Source organism: Amycolatopsis samaneae (genome assembly GCF_039541975.1).
Taxonomy (GTDB): Bacteria; Actinomycetota; Actinomycetes; order Mycobacteriales; family Pseudonocardiaceae; genus Amycolatopsis; species Amycolatopsis samaneae.
Genome location: NZ_BAABHG010000008.1, coordinates 370319 through 388428 on the forward strand (window position 1 = coordinate 370319; position 18110 = coordinate 388428).

20 protein-coding genes are annotated in these 18110 nt (G+C 69.0%); 13 read left to right on the forward strand and 7 right to left on the reverse strand.

The genetic code is table 11. The features are described 5' to 3' along the window. Positions 1 to 71 precede the first annotated feature (71 nt). Positions 72 to 518: a protein-tyrosine phosphatase family protein gene (locus tag ABD987_RS23070; RefSeq protein ID WP_345397206.1), complete on the forward strand. Its 447-nt coding sequence runs from the start codon at positions 72 to 74 to the stop codon at positions 516 to 518. A 68-nt stretch (positions 519 to 586) separates the two neighbouring features. Here ABD987_RS23070 and ABD987_RS23075 read toward each other — a convergent pair whose 3' ends face one another. Continuing rightward, positions 587 to 871 (reverse strand): DUF397 domain-containing protein, encoded by a 285-nt coding sequence (locus ABD987_RS23075; RefSeq protein WP_345397209.1) that lies wholly within the window; start codon positions 869 to 871, stop codon positions 587 to 589. Continuing rightward, a complete protein-coding gene (locus ABD987_RS23080) occupies positions 868 to 1737 on the reverse strand; it encodes a helix-turn-helix domain-containing protein (RefSeq protein WP_345397212.1) in 870 nt (289 codons plus the stop codon). The genes ABD987_RS23075 and ABD987_RS23080 overlap by 4 nt, the downstream gene beginning before the upstream one ends. Positions 1738 to 1851: 114 nt before the next feature. Between ABD987_RS23080 and ABD987_RS23085 the strand changes: the two genes are divergently transcribed. The 3 genes from ABD987_RS23085 to ABD987_RS23095 all read left to right on the forward strand — a co-directional run bounded on the left by ABD987_RS23085 (position 1852) and on the right by ABD987_RS23095 (position 3891). Then, positions 1852 to 2064: a hypothetical protein gene (locus ABD987_RS23085; protein WP_345397215.1), complete on the forward strand. Its 213-nt coding sequence runs from the start codon at positions 1852 to 1854 to the stop codon at positions 2062 to 2064. A gap of 5 nt (positions 2065 to 2069) precedes the next feature. Continuing rightward, on the forward strand, positions 2070 to 2693 hold the full coding sequence (gene upp, locus ABD987_RS23090) for a uracil phosphoribosyltransferase (RefSeq protein ID WP_345397218.1): 624 nt from the start codon (positions 2070 to 2072) through the stop codon (positions 2691 to 2693). 70 nt (positions 2694 to 2763) lie between these two features. Then, positions 2764 to 3891 carry a pentapeptide repeat-containing protein gene (locus ABD987_RS23095; protein ID WP_345397221.1) on the forward strand — a complete coding sequence of 376 codons (1128 nt, stop codon included), beginning with the start codon at positions 2764 to 2766 and terminating at the stop codon, positions 3889 to 3891. 53 nt (positions 3892 to 3944) lie between these two features. Here ABD987_RS23095 and ABD987_RS23100 read toward each other — a convergent pair whose 3' ends face one another. Beyond that, positions 3945 to 4538, reverse strand: coding sequence for a TetR/AcrR family transcriptional regulator (locus tag ABD987_RS23100; protein WP_345397224.1), 594 nt, complete (start codon positions 4536 to 4538; stop codon positions 3945 to 3947). 84 nt (positions 4539 to 4622) lie between these two features. On the opposite strand from ABD987_RS23100, the gene ABD987_RS23105 reads away from it, so the two are divergent. The 9 genes from ABD987_RS23105 (at position 4623) to ABD987_RS23145 (ending at position 14376) form a co-directional block, all read left to right on the forward strand. Beyond that, positions 4623 to 5042, forward strand: coding sequence for a MerR family transcriptional regulator (locus ABD987_RS23105; RefSeq protein WP_345397227.1), 420 nt, complete (start codon positions 4623 to 4625; stop codon positions 5040 to 5042). Positions 5043 to 5092: 50 nt separating this feature from the next. Beyond that, on the forward strand, positions 5093 to 6016 hold the full coding sequence (locus ABD987_RS23110; protein WP_345397532.1) for an aldo/keto reductase: 924 nt from the start codon (positions 5093 to 5095) through the stop codon (positions 6014 to 6016). A gap of 33 nt (positions 6017 to 6049) precedes the next feature. Beyond that, positions 6050 to 7051, forward strand: a complete 1002-nt coding sequence (locus ABD987_RS23115; protein ID WP_345397230.1) for an aldo/keto reductase — start codon at positions 6050 to 6052, stop codon at positions 7049 to 7051. Between the two features lie 151 nt (positions 7052 to 7202). Beyond that, the gene (locus tag ABD987_RS23120; RefSeq protein ID WP_345397233.1) at positions 7203 to 8771 is read left to right on the forward strand and encodes an NAD(P)-binding domain-containing protein; all 1569 of its coding nucleotides are present in this window, start codon (positions 7203 to 7205) and stop codon (positions 8769 to 8771) included. Between the two features lie 11 nt (positions 8772 to 8782). Next, on the forward strand, positions 8783 to 9847 hold the full coding sequence (locus ABD987_RS23125; protein ID WP_345397236.1) for an alpha-hydroxy acid oxidase: 1065 nt from the start codon (positions 8783 to 8785) through the stop codon (positions 9845 to 9847). Between the two features lie 83 nt (positions 9848 to 9930). Further along, positions 9931 to 11175 carry a cytochrome P450 gene (locus ABD987_RS23130; protein ID WP_378214161.1) on the forward strand — a complete coding sequence of 415 codons (1245 nt, stop codon included), beginning with the start codon at positions 9931 to 9933 and terminating at the stop codon, positions 11173 to 11175. Then, positions 11172 to 12455, forward strand: a complete 1284-nt coding sequence (locus ABD987_RS23135) for a cation:proton antiporter (protein ID WP_345397242.1) — start codon at positions 11172 to 11174, stop codon at positions 12453 to 12455. The genes ABD987_RS23130 and ABD987_RS23135 overlap by 4 nt, the downstream gene beginning before the upstream one ends. A gap of 62 nt (positions 12456 to 12517) precedes the next feature. After that, complete coding sequence (locus ABD987_RS23140) at positions 12518 to 13165, forward strand: response regulator transcription factor (protein ID WP_345397534.1); 648 nt, start codon at positions 12518 to 12520, stop codon at positions 13163 to 13165. Then, a complete protein-coding gene (locus ABD987_RS23145) occupies positions 13162 to 14376 on the forward strand; it encodes a sensor histidine kinase (RefSeq protein ID WP_345397245.1) in 1215 nt (404 codons plus the stop codon). Before ABD987_RS23140 ends, ABD987_RS23145 begins: the two co-directional genes overlap by 4 nt. A gap of 141 nt (positions 14377 to 14517) precedes the next feature. On the opposite strand, the gene hisS is transcribed toward ABD987_RS23145, so the two are convergent. The 4 genes from hisS to ABD987_RS23165 form a co-directional block, all read right to left on the reverse strand. Next, on the reverse strand, positions 14518 to 15807 hold the full coding sequence (gene hisS, locus ABD987_RS23150) for a histidine--tRNA ligase (RefSeq protein WP_345397248.1): 1290 nt from the start codon (positions 15805 to 15807) through the stop codon (positions 14518 to 14520). 49 nt (positions 15808 to 15856) lie between these two features. Beyond that, a complete protein-coding gene (locus tag ABD987_RS23155) occupies positions 15857 to 16255 on the reverse strand; it encodes a hypothetical protein (RefSeq protein WP_345397251.1) in 399 nt (132 codons plus the stop codon). 529 nt (positions 16256 to 16784) lie between these two features. Then, entirely contained in the window at positions 16785 to 17198 is a 414-nt protein-coding gene (locus ABD987_RS23160; RefSeq protein WP_345397254.1) for a helix-turn-helix domain-containing protein, read from the reverse strand. A 459-nt stretch (positions 17199 to 17657) separates the two neighbouring features. Beyond that, on the reverse strand, positions 17658 to 18110 hold the full coding sequence (locus ABD987_RS23165; RefSeq protein WP_345397257.1) for a flavodoxin family protein: 453 nt from the start codon (positions 18108 to 18110) through the stop codon (positions 17658 to 17660).

Here is an 18110-nt window from a genome sequence, read left to right on the forward strand (position 1 = left end):
GATCGCTCACCCCGCGTAGCCTAGCCCCCTCTCGGGTGGCGGGCGTCCATCGAATGGCGGACACGGGCAGGATGGGCCCCATGCTGGTGGGAACGATCGAACTGCCCGGCGGCGTCCGGGTGCGCGGCCGGGGCCTCCGGCGCGGGGCGCCGGAGGGGAAATCGCCGGATTTCGGCCTGTATCTGGGGTCGGGACGGCTGCGGAAGAAGTACGACGGTGGCCTGTCCTGGGACCGCGAATGGGTCCGGTGGCCGGACTTTCTGGTGCCGCTGGACCGTGACGCCGCGCGACGAAGCATCCTCGCCTTGCACGCGCGGTCCATCGCGGGCGAAGACGTCGAGGTCGCGTGCTACGGCGGTTCGGGCCGGACCGGGACGGTGCTTTCGTGTCTTACGACGCTTTCGGGCCTTTCAGCCGACGAAGCTGTTACGTGGGTTCGAGAGCACTACAACAAACACGCCGTCGAGACGCCCTGGCAACGCCGCTGGGTCGCCTGGTTCGCGCAACAACCCTCGTAGTGGTCCGTGGGGGCCTCCTTGAGGGACTCTAGGTCCCTCAAGGAGGCCCCCACGGACCTTCGGGACGGTCAGCGCTGGGTGGTGAGGAAGGCGGACCAGGCGGGGGCCGGGAGGGTGAGCTGGCCGCCGTCGCGGTCCTTGGTGTCCCGCACGGCCACGACGAGCGAACCGGTGGCTACCTCGACACAGTTGGCATCGTCGCCGCTGCTGTGGGGGCTCTTGTGCCAGGCACTGACCTCGGCACAGTTGGCCTGGCTGGTGCTGCGGGTGCTCTTGTGCCAGGCGCCGACTTCGACGCAGTTGGCGTCGCTGCTGCTGTAGCTGCTCTTGTGCCAGGTACCTGGGGTGATCACGGTTCCTGCTCCTCCGGGCCGGTCAGCGTGCCGATGACGTTGGCGACGAGCCGCATCGACTCCTCAGGTGACAACGCCGCGGCAAGAATGCCTTGCCACGAAACCTTAACACGGTCGATGTGCACGTCTTCCTCAAGAAAACTGCTGGTGCCACGGCTATCCATGTAGACCACCGAGTGGTCCTCTGCGAAGTCAAGTGCAACAAAGGGTCCTTCCAACCCTGGGTTCGCCTTGGCGGTGAAGGGGACAACCTGAATCGTGACGCTCCGGCGTTCGCTCAGGCTGAGCAGGTTGCGCAGCTGGGCACGCCTGATCTCGGCCCTGCATACGGGCCGAGTCAGTACAGTTTCGTCCATGACGAGATGGACGCTCGGTGCGGGACGGCGGCTGAAGATGACCTGCCGCGTCATGCGTGTTGCGACCAAGCTGTCAATTTCGACATCGGTGAGCTTCGGGTTGCCTCCACGAATGATGGCACGGGAATAGTCGGGGACCTGGGCGAGTCCGGGCACGAGAAGAGGTTCGTAGTTGCGGATGCTGGTGGCGTCGGCTTCGAACTCCATCAGCTCCTTCCAGTTGGGCGGGAGCTTGCCGTGGATCTCGTGCCAGTTCCGCTCCTCGCCGTCGCGGACGAGTTTGACGAGATATTCTCGCGTCTTCGAAGGAACCTTGAGAAAGCCCAGAATGGCGGACACTTCGTCGGCGTAGAGGCCGCGTTCGCCGGTTTCCATGCGGCTGACCTTGCTTTCCGAGCAGTCCAGCGCGGCGGCGACGTCCTTGCACGTCAAGCCGCGTGCGCGCCGCAACGTTCGCAATTGTGCCGACACCCGCCGCTGCCGCACCGAGATCCCCTTGCGATTTCCCATGCGCACACTCTTCCGGCATGCCCCCGTGGCAAGAAAGGCCGGTCACCTGAAGGAAGGTTGCATGCCGGGTATGCAAGCGGAAATCGTGAGCCGGTGCGATGGAAGAGGAGGAACATGAAGCAGTCGTGGAAGATCAGTGGCACGTATGCCAACTGGCGGATGATCGTGGTCATCGAGGCGCCCGAGGGCGCCTCGCGGCCGGACGTCCCGGAGTGGCCCACCGACAAGATCGCCCCGGTCGCGGGGCACTTCTTTCAGGCGGTGAACTATTACGAGGCGGTCCGCGAGATGGCCCGCGACAACGCCGAGCGGCGCGAGCTAGATTAACCGCCATGGATGTGCACGTCGTCGATCACCCGCTGGCCAAGGCCAGGCTGTCCACCATGCGCGACGCGCGCACGGACAGCGCCGCTTTCCGTGCCGCGCTGCACGAGCTGACCGTCATGCTGGTGTACGAAGCCATGCGGGAGGCCCCGGTGCGGACCGAGCGCATCCACACCCCGGTCGCGCGTACCGAGGGCATCGCGCTGGCCAGCCCGCCGCTGCTGGTGCCGGTGCTGCGGGCGGGTCTCGGCATGGCCGACGAGGCGCACAAGCTGATCCCGGACGCGCAGATGGGGTTCGTCGGCCTCGCCCGTGACGAGGAGACGCTCCAGCCGACGCCGTACCTGGAGTCGCTGCCGGAGTCACTGGCCGAGCGGCCGGTGCTGGTGCTCGACCCGATGCTCGCGACCGGCGGTTCGATGGAGTACACGATCCGGCTGCTGACCGGGCGCGGCGCGACCGACGTCACCGCGATCTGCGCGCTCGCCGCGCCCGAGGGCATCGCGCACCTGGAGAAGACCGGCCTCCCGATGCGGATCGTCACCGCGAGCATCGACGAGCGGCTCAACGACTCCGGCTTCATCGTCCCCGGCCTCGGCGACGCCGGGGACCGCCAGTACGGCGCCGTCTGACACCGGGATGACGCGGCCGCCGTATCTGAAGTGGTCGTGGATCATCGCGGCGACCGCGCTGGTCGCGGTGGTGACGGGCGGTCTGTTGTGGCTGCTGCTCGACTGGGCCGCCCAGCCCGACGCCGACAAGGTCCGCGCGCGGCTCGACGCGTTCCGGACCGCGCTGAGTGTCGGCGTCGGGGCGGGCGGGGTGTTCGCGTTGTGGCTCGCGGCACGGCGTCAGCGGACGACGGAGTTGCAGCTCATCGAGACCACCCGGATCGCCGCGGAGACCAAGGCACATTCCGAGCGCGTCGCCGAGGTCACCGAACGGGACCTCGAAGAACGCCGGGTGACCGAGCTGTACACGAAGGCCGTGGAACAGCTCGGCAGCGACAAGGCCCCGGTCCGGCTCGGCGGATTGTATGCGCTGGAACGCGTAGGCCAGGAAAACCCGCCACATCGGCAAACCATCATCAACGTCATCTGCGCCTATCTCCGGATGCCGTTCGAACCGCCGTCCGTCGAGCTTCGGGGGCCGGCGGCGACGGCCGCGCATCGTGCCCTGTCGGGAAGTCCCGCCGCCCCTGACACCGCGGCCGTGTCCACGGACGAACTCCAGGTCCGGCTGGCCGCGCAGAGCATCCTGCGGGAGCACCTGCGCCCCGGTCCGGAAGATGCTCCAAGCGCGAAGTTCTGGAGCGACATCGACCTCGATCTGCAACGGGCGTGCCTGGTCGAGTTCTCGTTCTGGGGATGCCGGGTCCGCCTCGGTGACTTCAGTTACGCGACTTTCTTCGGCGACGCGCATTTCGCGGGTACGGTATTCGCTGGTGACGCGCGGTTCTTCGGTGTGCAGTTTAACAGCGCGTACTTCAGTGGAGCCAGCTTTAGTGGATATGCAGCGTTCTCTTGGTGTCACTTTCGCGGCGATGCGCATTTCCCGCAACTGCGGGTAGTTCGAAATCCGCTGTTCAACAGTGCGGTCTTCGATGGCGAGAGCTTCTTTTATGGACTCGCCGCCGAGAGCACTGTCGAACTTCAGCGGACACGATGGGCGAAGCTCCCCGAGTACGGCGAGACTTGGCTGGATCTGGCCGGTGCCCGGCTGTTGCTTCCCGAGTCGCAAGAGGGCACGGTCAAGCTCCCGCCGAACTGCTCCATCGAAGGACGCGACGGCGAATACGTCATCCTCGGCTACGGCGTCCCAGGTCCGTGAATGCCACATTGAGGGACTCTGAGTCCCTCAATGTGGCATTCACGGACCGTCACTCAGGGACGCAGCCAGCCGGAAGCGTTGGCGCGTAACGCGGTTTCGTAGGCGCCGCCCACGCTGAACTCGTCCGGCAGGTTCCCGGTCAGCTCCAGCGACACCAGCCCGTGCACGATGCCCCAGCAGCTGACCGCGATCGTCTCGGCCGGGACGTCGACGAAGATCCCGGCCGCGATCGCCGCCGAGATGACCTCCTGCAGCGGCTCCAGGCTGGACCGCGCGAGCTTCTCGGCCTCCTCGTTCGGCTCGAAACCCGGCACCGACTTGGTGAACATGATCGCGTACAGGTGCGGGTCGGCCAGCGCGCTCGTGCGGTACGCCGCGCCCAGCGCCACGAGGTCCGCCACCGGGTCGCCGGACCGCGCGACCGACGCCATCCGCGCTCCGAAGCGCCGGAACCCCTCCATGTACAGGGCGTTGACAAGGTCCGGTTTGCTGCCGAACAGTGAGTACACCGCCGTGGTCGACGTGCCCGCTTCGGCGGCGAGCTTGCGGAGCGAGAGCGCCTTCGGACCGTCGGCGGAGATGAGCTCACCGGCCCGGTCGAGCAGCCTGAGCCGGAGAGCTTCGTCGTGCGTGCGGGGACGAGCCATGTACCGAGCGTATCGCAACAGTGTTACCAATCGCGAGTGCGCGGATTTGACCTGGAGTGCACTCCAGGTCGTACTGTCGAGGTCATGAGCTACTCGATAGCGGAAGCCGCGCGACGTAGCGGGTTGTCCATCGACACCCTCCGGTACTACGAGCGCATCAAACTCGTCGATCCGCCCGCGCGGGACACGGCGGGCAGAAGGGCGTATTCGGACAACGATCTCGCCTGGCTCGGGTTCCTCACCAAGCTCCGCCTGACCGGCATGTCGATCAAGCGCATGCGCGAGTACGCCTCGCTGCGCAGCCGCGGCACCGCCAGCGCCGGGCGGCGCAAGGCGATCCTCGTCGAGCAGCGGCAGGCGGTGGCCGAGCGGATCGCCGAGCTGCAGGGCTGTCTCGACATCCTCGACTACAAGATCGACAACTACGAGCAGCTCGAACGCAGGGTGCTCGAAATCAGCGGCACAACAGTGCCCGAAAACACGATGCAGGAGATATCCGCGTGAAGATTCGCAAGCTGGGGGCCCTCGAAGTCGGTGCGCAGGGCCTGGGCTGCATGGGCATGAGCCAGGCCTACGGCGTCCGCGACAACGAAGAGGAGTCGATCGCGACCATCCACCGCGCGCTCGAACTGGGCGTGACGCTGCTGGACACCGCGAACGTCTACGGTAACGGCGCCAACGAGGAGCTGGTCGGTCGCGCCATCGCGGGCCGCCGCGACGAGGTCGTGCTGGCGACCAAGTTCGGCATCGTGTGGAACGGTGACCAGATGGGCGCGCGCGGTGACGCCGCCTACGTCAAGCAGAGCTGCGACGAGTCGCTGCGCCGGCTCGGTGTCGACCACATCGACCTCTACTACCAGCACCGCGTCGACCCGGACACGCCGATCGAGGAGACCTGGGGCGCGCTCGCCGAGCTGGCCGATGCCGGGAAGATCCGGTATGCCGGGATTTCCGAGGCGAGCGCGGCGTCCATCCGCGCGGCGCACGCCGTGCACCCGGTGACGGCGTTGCAGAGCGAGTGGTCACTGTGGACTCGCGGTATCGAGGCGGAGATCCTCGGCACCTGCCGCGAGCTGGGCATCGGCGTCGTGCCGTTCTCCCCGCTGGGGCGCGGTTTCCTGACCGGCGCGGTGACCTCGGTCAAGGACCTTCCCGAGGACGACGTGCGCCGTGGCCTGCCTCGCTTCTCGGACGAGAACTTCGACCGGAACCTGGCGATCGTCGACGCGTTGCGGGCGCTGGCGGAGAAGAAGGGCGTGACGGCGGGGCAGCTGGCGCTGGCCTGGGTGCAGTCGCGCGGCGACGACGTCGTGCCGATCCCCGGGACGAAGCGGCGCAAGTACCTCGAAGAGAACGTCGCCGCGGCGACGCTGGAACTGTCCGAAGAGGACATCGCGGCCATCGAACAGGCGGCTCCCGCGGACGCCTTCGCCGGGGAACGCTACCCGGAGCGGCTCGCGCGCGCCGCTGGCAAGTGAATTAGCAGCTTTCTCAACCGGCAGGGGAAAATCATGAGTGGATCGACGCTGCCCACCCGCAGGCTCGGCGCGCTGGAGGTCAGCGCGCAGGGGCTCGGCTGCATGGGCATGAGCGAGTTCTACGGCCAGGGCGACGACACCGAGTCGATCGCCACCATCCACCGCGCGCTCGACCTGGGCGTCACCCTGCTCGACACGGCCGACATGTACGGGCCGTTCGTGAACGAGGAACTGGTCGGCCGCGCGATCGCCGACCGGCGGGACCGGGTCGTGCTGGCGACGAAGTTCGGCATCGTCCGGGATCCGGACGACCCGTCGAAGCGCGGGGTCCGCGGCGACGCGGAGTACGTGCGGTCGGCGGCCGAGGCTTCGCTGCGCCGTCTCGGTGTCGACCACATCGACCTGTACTACCAGCACCGGGTCGATCCGGACACGCCGATCGAGGAGACCGTCGGGGCGCTGGCCGCGCTGGTGGAGCAGGGCAAGATCCGGCACATCGGGCTGTCCGAGGCGAGCGCCGCGACGATCCGCCGGGCGCACGCGGTGCACCCGATCACCGCGGTGCAGACCGAGTGGTCGCTGTGGTCGCGGGACATCGAAACCGAGATCGTGCCGACCTGCCGGGAGCTGGGTATCGGCGTCGTGCCGTATTCGCCGCTGGGCCGGGGTTTCCTGACCGGGCGGTTCACCGCCAAGTCGGACTTCGCCGAGGGCGACTACCGGCAGACGCTCCAGCCGCGGTTCGCCGGGGAGAACCTGGACCGGAACCTGGCGATCGTGGACGCGTTGCGGGCGCTGGCGGAGAAGAAGGGCGTGACGGCGGGTCAGCTCGCGCTGGCCTGGGTACAGTCGCGCGGCGACGACGTCGTGCCGATCCCGGGCACGAAGCGGCGCAAGTACCTGGAGGAGAACGTCGCCGCGGTCGCGCTCGAACTGTCCACAGAGGACATCGAGGCGATCGAGGCCGCCGTCCCGGCCGACGCCGTCGCGGGCAACCGCTATCCCGACGCGGGCATGTCCCTCGTCAACGGCTGACCCGGCGGTAACGGTCCGTGGGGGCCTCCTTGAGGGACTCTAGGTCCCTCAAGGAGGCCCCCACGGACCTTCGAGTTCTGAGGGTTTTCTGAGATCGGCGGATCAGAGTGGCTGACGCGAGGGGGGCGTCTAGCCGATCTGGGAGGCCGTCATGGCAGAGGACGTTCTGGACTATCTGGTGATCGGGGCGGGGCCCGCGGGGCTCCAGCTGGGGCATCACCTGGACCGTGCCGGGCACCGCTACCTGGTGCTGGAGGCGGGCGCCGCGCCCGGCACGTTCTTCACGCGCTATCCACGGCACCGGCAGCTGATCTCGGTCAACAAGAAGCACACCGGCTGGGCCGACCCGGAGCTCAACCTCCGGATGGACTGGAACTCGCTGCTGGCCGACGACCCGGATCCGCTGCTGTTCACCGCCTACAGCGACCTGCTCTTCCCGGACGCCGAGGACTTCCTCCGCTACGTCGCCGACTATGCGGAGAAGTACGCCGTCGCCGTCCGCTACAACGCGCGGGTGACGCGGGTGAGCCGCGACGGCGACGGTTTCGCCGTCACCGACACCGACGGCGCCGTGTACCGCGCGCGCCGCGTGGTCGTGGCGACCGGCGTGAGCAGGCCGTACGTCCCGGACGTGCCGGGGATGGAGTTCGCCGAGCAGTACGAGAACGTCTCGGTGGAGCCGGGGGAGTTCCTCGGCAAGCGGGTGCTCGTCATCGGCAAGGGGAACTCGGCGTTCGAGACCGCGGACAACCTGATCGCGTCCGCGGCGGTGGTGCACGTCGGCGGTCCTGGCGGGGTCCGGCTCGCGTGGCGCACCCACTTCGTCGGGCACCTCCGCGCGATCAACGCCGGTGTGCTCGACATGTACCAGCTCAAGCTCCAGCACGCGGTCCTCGACGGGGAGATCCGGGAGATCCGCCGCGCCGGGGACTCCTACGTCGTCAGCTTCGCCTTCTCCCGTGCCGACGAGGTGGTCAAGGACCTGCGCTACGACCGGGTGATCGCGTGCACCGGATTCCGGTTCGACGCCTCGATCTTCGACGAGGACTGCCGTCCGGAGCTGACGATCAACAACCGGTTCCCGGACCAGACGCCGTACTGGGAGTCGGTCAACGTCCCGGGGCTGTACTTCGCGGGCACCCTGAGCCAGGTCCGCGACTACAGGAAGAGCACGAGCGCGTTCATCCACGGTTACCGCTACAGCGTCCGCGCGCTCGCCAAGGCGCTGGACGAGCGCTACCACGGCAAGCCGTGGCCGAGCGTCGCCGTGCCCGCCGACGTGGAAAGCCTCGCCGACGCGGTGATCGCGCGGGTCAACCGTACTTCCGCGCTGTACCAGCAGTTCGGGTTCCTCGCCGACATCCTCACCGTCGACGGCGGTGAAGCGCGCTACCACGAGGAAATGCCGATCGCGCTCTTCGCGGCGAGCGATCTGTCCACTTCGGACAACGCCTTCGTGGTCACGCTCGACTACGGCCCGGACCACGACAAGATCGACCCGTTCGACGCCAATGTCGCCAGGGCTCGCCAGGACGCGGCGAACGACGAGGGCGCGGGCCACTACCTGCACCCGATCGTCCGGCACTACCGGCGCGGGGAGCTCGTCGCGACGCACCACGTCACCGAGAACCTCGAAAACGAATGGAACCAGGAGATCCACATAGGACCGCTGCGCGCGTTCCTCGCCCGGCAGCTCGAACCCGTCGTCGCGCGGGCGTGAAGGAGCGAGCGATGAGTTCTGTCGCGGAATTCGAAGAGACGGCGAGAGAACGTCTCGATCCGGTGTACTACGACTTCTTCGCGGGTGCCGCCGGTGACGAGATCACCGCAAGGTCCAATGTGGACTCGTTCGCCCGGCTCTGCCTGCTGCCCAGGGTGCTCCGGGGAAGCGACAAGCGCGATCTCACCATCGAGCTGCTCGGTTCCCGGGCGTCGATGCCGATCCTGGTGGCACCGACGGCGTTCCACCGGCTCGCGCATCCGGACGGGGAGCTGGCGACGGTGCGGGCGGCCATGGCGGCGGACACGGTCATGATCGTCAGCATGGCGGCGACCACGGCGATCGAGGACGTCGCGGCCGCCGCGCTGGAGGTCACCCCGGAGCCGGAGCTGTGGTTCCAGCTCTACCTCCAGCCGGATCTGGACTTCTCCGAGGCGATCGTGCGCCGCGCCGAACGGGCCGGGGTGAAGGCGCTGGTGGTCACCGTCGACTCGCCGGTGCTGGGCAGGCGGGAACGCGACGACCGGCACGGGTTCCACGACCTGCCGCCGGGCATGGTGGTGGAGAACCTGCGCAACCTGCGGGGCGGCGAGCCGGGGCACGTGCGCCAGATCGCGATGTCGGCGGAACTGTCGTGGGAGCACATCGCCTGGCTGCGGCAGCTCACCGCGCTGCCGATCCTGCTCAAGGGCGTGCTGCATCCCGAGGACGCGCGGCTCGCGGTGCGGCACGGGGTCGCCGGGCTGATCGTGTCCAACCACGGCGGCCGTCAGCTCGACACCGTGCCCGCCACGATCGACGCGCTGCCGGAGATCGCCGAGGCGGTCGCGGGCGCGGTCCCGCTGATCCTCGACGGCGGGGTGCGGCGCGGCACGGACGTGGCGAAGGCGCTGGCGCTCGGCGCGTCGGCGGTCGGCCTCGGGCGGCCGGTGCTGTGGGGGCTGGCGGCTGCCGGGCAGGACGGCGTCGCGCGGGTGCTCGAACGGGTCCGGGAGGAGTTCGACCACACGCTCGCGCTGTGTGGCGCGGCCTCGCCGCTCGACCTCACCGCCGATCTGGTCCGGAGCTACCGGTGATCCGGCTCGCGCTCCGGGCGCTGCTCGCCGTGCTGGTGGTCACGATCCCGTCCTGGCTGCCAGGACGGGTGGTGGCGCTGCGGATGCGGATCTTCGCACTGGTCAACGGGGACGAGGCGGTGCCGATCCCCGGCGACCGGATCGGGATCGAGGACTTCAAGCGCGTCTACGCCGATCCGGCCGCCGGCGGGCGCAGCCGCGGCGCCGCGCTGTCCGACCTGTTCTGGTACTGGCTCGAACCGGGTTCCCATATTCATCAGGAACATCTGGAGGCGGGGCCGCGCTACGACGAGGTCGCGAAGACGACCAGGCAGATCCTCGTCCGGTCCAAAGTGGAGTCCGAGGAGCTGATCCGGCGATGCGCCACGCGCGTGCTCGACGAGCTCGGTGACGGCGGGTTCGTCCGGCTGCGGGACACGATGATGCCGATCTGGGCGGAGCTGTACTACGAGCTCGTGTTCGGCGAGCCGTGCCCGGCGGAGGCGCGTGCGCTCATCGTGGCCAACGCCGACGACGTCGTTTCCGCGCTAAAGTGCGTGCGGCCACGGCACATGCGCCGCCGGGCGCGGCTGACCGCGTACCTGCGGCGCAGGCTGGACGACGTGCCGCATCCGCTCCCGTCCCGGCTGTCCACAGTGGAAAAGGCGTACTACCTGCAGGGCACGTTCTTCAACACCGCCGTGGTGCAGATGTCCGAGGCGATGACCCACCTGCTGATGGTCGTCGCGCAGCATCCCGGTGTGCAGGAACGGCTCGCCGCCGATCCGGACGACGAGGACTACGTCGACCGCGTGATCGACGAATGCCTGCGCGTCTACCCGCTGTTCGGGATCGCGCACCGGATCACCACCGCGGACGTCGAGCTGGCGCACACCACGATCCCCGAGGGCAGCGTGCTGTGCTTCAGCTATCCCGAGTACCACAGCGCCGGATACGAGTGCCCGGAGAAGTTCGATCCGGACCGGTGGCTCAAGACGTCCACTGTGGACCACAACTTCCTTCCGTTCGGCAGCACGCACAACCGGCCCTGCCCGGCGCGGGGGCTGGCACCGGTGACCATGCGCGTCGTGCTGCGGGAGGTGTTGCGGCGCTACACGCTCGCGACGAGCGCGGCGCACACGAGGTCGGTCCCGAACCGGGGCCCGTGCCTGCTGACGCCGAGGGAAGCGCCGCGAAACCGGCGGTTCGCGCTGGCGGTGATGTTCGTGCGTGACCGCTGGGAGGACGTCTGGCGGAGCCTCGCGCAACTGGTCTTCGGGACCTACATGGTGCTCGACGCCCGGCGGAAACGCCTGTGCGCCAGCTACTTCGAAGGGGAACAGCGATGAGCCCGGCAGCCGCGGCCCCGGCGTTCTTCCTGGCCGTGCTGGTGATTCTCCTGGTGTGCCGGGTGGTGTGTTACGCCATGGGGCGGATCGGGCAGCCGCCGGTGGTCGGCGAGATGGTCGCCGGCGTGCTGCTCGGCCCGTCGCTGCTGGGGCTGCTCGCGCCGGGGGTGCAGGAAGCGCTGTTCCCCGAAGGGCTGCGGCCGCTGCTCTACGTCGGCGGCCAGATCGGCCTGGTGGTGTTCATGTTCGGCACCGGGTACGAGTTCAGCCTGCGCAGCATCCGGGGTTCGGCGCGGACGGTCGGCGCGGTCTCGCTGGCGGGCACGGTGGTTCCGCTCGCGCTCGGCGTCGGGGTCAGCCTGCTCGGCAACCAGTGGACGCGGCTGTTCCGGCCGGACGTGTCGGTCGTGGTGTCCGCGGCGTTCGTCGGGGTCGCGGTCGCGATCACGGCGTTCCCGATGCTGGCCAGGATCATCACCGAACGCGGCCTGGCCGGAACGCGGTTCGGCTCGCTCGCGCTGGCCTGCGGTGCGATCGACGACGCGCTCGCGTGGGTGCTGCTGGCGGTGGTGCTCAGCATGCACGCAGCCTCGGGCGGGCCCGCGTTGCTGACCGTGGGTGGCGCGGTGCTGTTCGCGATCGTGCTCACCACGGTCGGCAGGCGGTTGCTGGGCAGGGTGATGGCGGGGACCCGGTTCGGCGGCGACCAGCGGGTGCTGATCACCGCCGTGGTGTTGTTCGCGGCGGCCTGGTTCACCGACGTCATCGGGCTCTACGCGGTGTTCGGCGCGTTCTGCGTCGGGATCGCACTGCCGAGGTCCGAGACCGCCGAAGCCGTGCTGGCGAAGCTGATGCCGATCGGCCGCATCGTGTTCCTGCCGTTGTTCTTCACCTACTCCGGGCTCAACACGCGCTTCGCGTTGCTCGGAGATCCGGGGCTGTTGCTGTTCACGGTGGTGTGTGTGGTCGCCGCCGTGGTGGGCAAGTTCGGGGCGTGCTGGGGAGCGGCGCGGCTGGCGGGGGAGCCGCCCGGGGTCGCGGTCCGGGTCGGGGCGCTGATCAACGCGCGCGGGCTGATGCAGCTGATCGCGCTGAACATCGGGCTGCAGGCCGGAATCGTGTCGCCCTCGCTGTTCACCGTGCTGGTCGTCGTGGCGCTGGTGACCACGGTGATGACCGCGCCGGTGCTCAGCTGGCTGGACCGCAGGGAAGGCCGTGCCCCGGTCAGCGGGAACACGGACGAATTCCTGCTGGGAGCACAGTCTTTTCCGAAGAGTTGAGGGTTCAAGGACGAGGGAATGACTGCCAGTATGGATTCGTGCGCGAAGAGGCAGGGAACCGTGTGCTCGTGGTCGAGGACGACCGTGAACTGGCCGGGATGCTCGCCGAACTGCTCGCGGACGAGGGTTACGAGCCCGAGCTGGCCCATGACGGCCAGCGCGGGCTCCACCTCGGCTTGGTCGGGCGCTACGACGTGATGATCGTCGATCGCAGGCTTCCGGTGATGGACGGGCTGGAGATGCTCGCCGGTCTGCGGCGGAAGGGGGTCACCACGCGGGTCCTGGTGCTCTCCGCGCTGGGCGACGTCGGGGATCGCGTGGACGGGCTGGACGCGGGCGCGGACGACTACCTCGTCAAGCCGTTCGAGGCTGAGGAACTGCTGGCGCGGCTGCGGGCGCTGGGCAGGCGGGATCTCGACGGCGCGGAGTGTCTCCCGCTCGGCACGGCGGAGCTGGACCTGCGGCGGCACGAGGTGGTGCTGGCCGTCGGGGACCGGGTCACGCTGTCCGGGCGGGAGTTCGAGCTGCTGCGTACGCTGGCGCAGCGGCCGAAGGCGATCCATCCGCGGGAGTCGTTGCGCAGCAACATCTTCGCGGACTCGACCGGCGAGTCCATTGTGGACACCTATGTGTACTACCTGCGGCGCAAGCTCGGCCGGGACGTGGTGCGCACCGTGCACGGCCTCGGGTACCAGATCGGCGCGGTGTGAAGCTCGCGCGCGGTGACCAGGAGACGCGGGAGCTGCGGCGGGCCCGGCGGCTGGTCGCGGGCGAGATCGCCGTGGTGATCACGCTGCTGGTGTTCGTCTCGGGGGTGATCGCGTTCGCGGTGCTGATCGGCGGTCAGCGGGCGGAGGCCGATCGCACCCTGGCCTGGACCATCCGGCAGGGGCTCACCGTGCCGCCGCCGGGCTGCGTGTGGCTGTTCAGCGGGGGCGGGCATACGCCGCTGGGGGAGCCGCCCGCCGGGATGCCGGTGACCGAGATCTTCGCGCGGGTGCCCGCCGACGGCGACGTCGTCACCGAGACCCGCGAGCTGGGCGGAGTGGTCTACACCATCCGGACGGAGAACCGAGGGGGCATCATCTCGCAGGCGTTCTTCGAGCAGGTCTACCAGCTCCAGGACCGGTATTCGCTGCTCACCGGGTTCGCCATCGCCGAGGCGCTGGCGCTGGTGGCCTCGGTGCTCACCGGCTACCTGCTGGCGGGCCGGGTGATCCGGCCGCTGGGGGAGGCGTTGCGGCGGCAACGGACCTTCGTCGCGGACGCCAGCCACGAGCTGCGCGCGCCGTTGACGCGGCTGCACACCCGCGCGCAGCTGCTGTCCCGGCGGGCGCGGGGTTCGGAGTTGCCACCTCGGGTCGTCGCGGAGGTCGATCAGCTGGTCGGCGGGACGCGGGAGCTGGGCGAGGTAGTCGACGACCTGCTGCTCTCGGCACGGCTGCGGGCCGAGGCGCCGCGGATGGAGCCGGTCGAGCTCGGCGAGCTGGCGGAACAGGCGGTGGCGGCGGAGGCGGTGCGCGCGGAACAACGGAACGTGCGGATCTCGGTGTCGGCGGACGGCGGCGCGTACGTGGTTCCGGGCGTGCCGACGGCGTTGCGCCGGGTGCTTTCGGCGTTGCTGGACAACGCGATCGGCCATACCCCGCCGGGCGGGACGATCGAGGTCACGCTCGGCGTGCCGGACGACCGGCACGTGGAGCTGAGCGTGCGGGACACCGGCGTCGGCTTCGAACAGCGGGACGCCGCGCGGCTCTTCGAACGTTTCGCGCGGGGACACGACGGTGACGGCCGCCGGTTCGGTCTCGGCCTGGCACTGGTGCGTGAGGTTGTCACCGGGCACGGCGGCACCATCGCCGCCCGCGGCACCCCCGGCGCCGGCGCCACCTTCACCCTCCGCTTCCTCCGCGCCGTCCCGTGATCACACGGCGATCTCGCGTGATCGGGCACGAAACTCGCGTGATCAGAGGCGTAACTCGCGAGAGACGTCGCCAATCACGCGAGTTACGCGTTCAATCACGTGAGTCGCGCCGCCGATCACATGAGATCGGCGGCGCGTTGCTCAGGAAAGCAGGGCCTGGACGGCGGCGGGGGCCTCGGCGGTGGGGACCTGCCGCTGTTCGCGGGTGGCGAGCGAGCGGACGGTGACGTTCCCGGCGGCCCAGTCCTCCTGGCCGACGATGACGACGGCGGCGGCGCCCGCCTTGTCCGCGCGGGCCAGCTCCTTGCCCAGCTTCCGCAGCTCGATCGGAGTCGAGGTGCGGAGCCCGGCCTGGCGCAGGGACTTCGCGACCTCGCGGGCCGCGTCCAAGAGCTCCTCGACGACGGGCACGACCATGACGTCGACCTCGCTGCGCGGGGCCGGGGTGAGTCCGTGCGTGTCGAGGAAGTCCATCAGCGTGACGTCGCCCATGCCGAACCCGATGCCGGTGATCTGCTGCGGCGTGAACAGCGAGGCCAGATCGCTGTAGCGGCCGCCGCCGAACAGCGCGCGGCGGTTTTCCGGCGAGGTGTCGAAGACTTCGAACACGGTGGACGTGTAGTACGCGAGGCCGCGCACGATGATCGGCTCGAAGCGGACGAGGTCGGCCGCGCCGCTGGCGAGGACCTTGACCAGGTTCGAGTTCTCCTTGGCGTGCTCGGGCAGCTCGTCGAGCAGGGCCGTCCCGGCGCCGAGCACCTCGGAGAGCTTCTCGAACTGCTTGTCCGACAGGCCGATCTCGGCCGCGCCCTCGGCGAGCTTGTCGCGGTCTAGCTTCTCCCAGCGGTCGACGAGCGCGAAGACCTGCGACAGGTGCTCGGGGGAGACGCCGACGAGGTCGAGCAGCGCCGAGGACAGCAGGTTCCGGTCGTTGACGCGCACCGCGAACATGTCCGGGGTGGCGCCGAGCGCGGTCATCAGATCGTGGATCAGCTCGAAGATCTCGATCTCGCAGTTCGCGCTGTCGGAGCCGAAGATGTCCGCGTTGATCTGCCAGTGCTCGCGCACCCGGCCGCGCTGTGGTTTCTCGTAGCGGTGGCAGTTGGGGTGGCTGTACCAGCGGACCGGGAACGACAGCGACTTCGCGTTCCCGGCGATCATCCGCGCTACCGACGGGGTCATCTCCGGGCGCAGCGCGAGGCGGCGGCCGCCCTTGTCGGTGAGCGTGTACAGCTGCTGGTCGGCGATCTCCTGGCCGGACTTGGCCTCGTAGATCTCGGCGGGTTCGAGGATCGGGCCGTCGTAGCGGAGGAAGCCGCGGCGCTCCAGTACCTCGTAGAGATGGCCGAAAACCTGCGTACGGACGGACATCTCGGCGGGGAGGAAGTCGCGGGTTCCCCTGGTCGGCGCGGTAGGCAGGTATTCAGGCACGTCAGCAAGCTTAACGACCGGGTCCGACAGTGTTGTCAGGGGAAGGTTGTCAGGGGAAGGCCACCCCGTACGCGGTCATCAGCATCGCGGCGGCGAGCAGGACGGCGCCGCCGGTGGTGACGGCGTTGCCCGCCGAGGCCTTGCCGGGTTTCCCGAGCGCCATGTGCAGGAACATCCCGCCGGACTGGGCGAGCACGCCGAACAGCAGGAGGAAGCAGACGACCCAGCGGGCGGTGTCGCCGAGCCCGCCGAGGTTGAGGACCTGTAGCGCGGCGAGGACGAGGACGAGCAGGACGCCGGCGTGCGCGTGTCCGGCGCGGAACATCCCGCGCTGGAAGTCGGTCAGGTCGCGGTGGCGCAGCACGCCCATCAGCGCGTAGCCGCCATACATCACGGTCGGCAGCGAGACCAGGGCGATCACGGTGAACAGCTGGACGGGCCCGTGCATCTCGGACTCCTTCTCGATCGGGGAGCCCTACGATAACACCGTTTTAAAACACTGTCACCAAATCAGACGTCCTCCCGCCGCTAAGGCCACCTTAGGGGCGGGAGACGCCCGCAAGGTGGCCTTAACAGCACGTCGGCGCGCCGCCCCGACAGCCCAACCGGCGATCTCACGTGCCCGAACGGCGATCTCGCGTACCTGGACGGAGATCTCGCGTACCTGGATGGACGACTCGCGTACCTGGGAGGTCGGACGCGTGTCGTCCGCCCAGGTACGCGAGTCGACCCTCTGGGTACGTGAACCGACCGTCTGGGTACGCGAGTCGCCTACTCGGGTACGTGGGCGGGGCAGGGTGCCGGGACGTGGAAGTGTCGGACCCCTTGCCTAGGCTGTTTGGTAGGGGCTTCAGGGTGTCCTGAATCTTCCGTTCATTCCTTCGCGGATGGGACGGGGTGTCCGGACTTCGTATCCCTGGCGGGTAGGCCGAGCCGCGCGTAGAGCACCTCGGCACCGCTCGCGCGGCGCCCGCTCGTTACCGCTCGGTCCGTTCGTCGTCCGGGGTGTCCCGTTCGGCGCGCTCGTAGCGTTCGACCAGGTCGAGCAGGTCCATCACCTGTCGGCGCCCCCGCGGCGACAGCTCCTGGGCACGCATCGCCATGAGCTTGGCCTCGTTGGCCGGACCGCCGGTGGTGGGTGTTTCGTCCTCTTCGAAGAAGTACGTCACCGGGACGCCGAACAGCTTCGCCAGCGCCTCGACGTAGTGGATCTTCGGGTTGATGCGCTTGCCGGTCGCCAGCTGCTGGAGGTAGGCCGGGGACATGGCGGGGCCACCGGCGCGCTCGATGGCCGCGGACAGCTCGCGATAGCTGTGCGGCGCTCTGCCGTCGACCCGGGCCGAGTCGATCAGCGCGGTCAGTTTTTCGGCGAACGTGCGCTGCCGTGCCATCCCCGGCTTCCCTCCCGTGCCCGGTGAAATTCCTGTCCGGGGACAACTGTACGCATCTGTTGACGACTTGTGTATGCAGTGGTTTACACTCGCTACGGGATCGACAATCCCGCATGCCTTCCGCTGCGGTTTCCGCGTCCTGGGGGTGCACGGAGACCGCAGCGGAAGGTTTTGCCCTGCCCGGGGGTCGTCAAGATCGAGCGTTCGTAGTAAGCTGGGGAAGCTGAGGTTGATCGCCCGTCCGGCGAACCCTTGGCACCAGGCCTTCCGCCGGAGGTCGACCCCCAGGGCTTCCGGTAGAGGCCTCGGAAGGCAGGACAGCGCGCTGCGCCGTCCTGCCTTCCTCTTTTTTGTGGGGGCGCAGCCCCCACGCCCCGCCCGGGGGCACGCCCCCGGACCCCCAGCCGTGGTTGCGTGGGGTGGGGGCGTGCCTTGGTGCCCGTGTTCTTGTGGTGTTGGTTACTTCATCAGGGTGGCGGCCAGGGTGCCGCCTAGTTCGGTGCAGGCGGCGAGGGTGTCGGGGGCAGGGTCTCCGGTCGCCAGGACAGGGGACGCGACGCGGGTCCAGCCGAGACCGGTGGTGATCGCGTCCAGCTGGCGGGTGGTCCCGCTGGTGTCGCTGTTCCCGTGCACGTAGTAACCGAACGGACGCCCCTTCGTGGCGTCCAGGCACGGGTAGTACACGGTGTCGAAGAAGTGCTTCAACGCCCCGCTCATACTGCCGAGATTCGCCGGGGTACCCAGCAGGTACCCGTCGGCGGCCAGCACGTCCGGCACCGTCGCGCCCAGCGCCGGACGCCGGACGACGTCCACCCCCTCGATGTCCGGATGCGTGGCGCCCGCGAGCACCGCCTCGAACATCGCCTGCGTCGACGGCGACGGCGTGTGGTGGACGATCAGCAACGTCGGCAT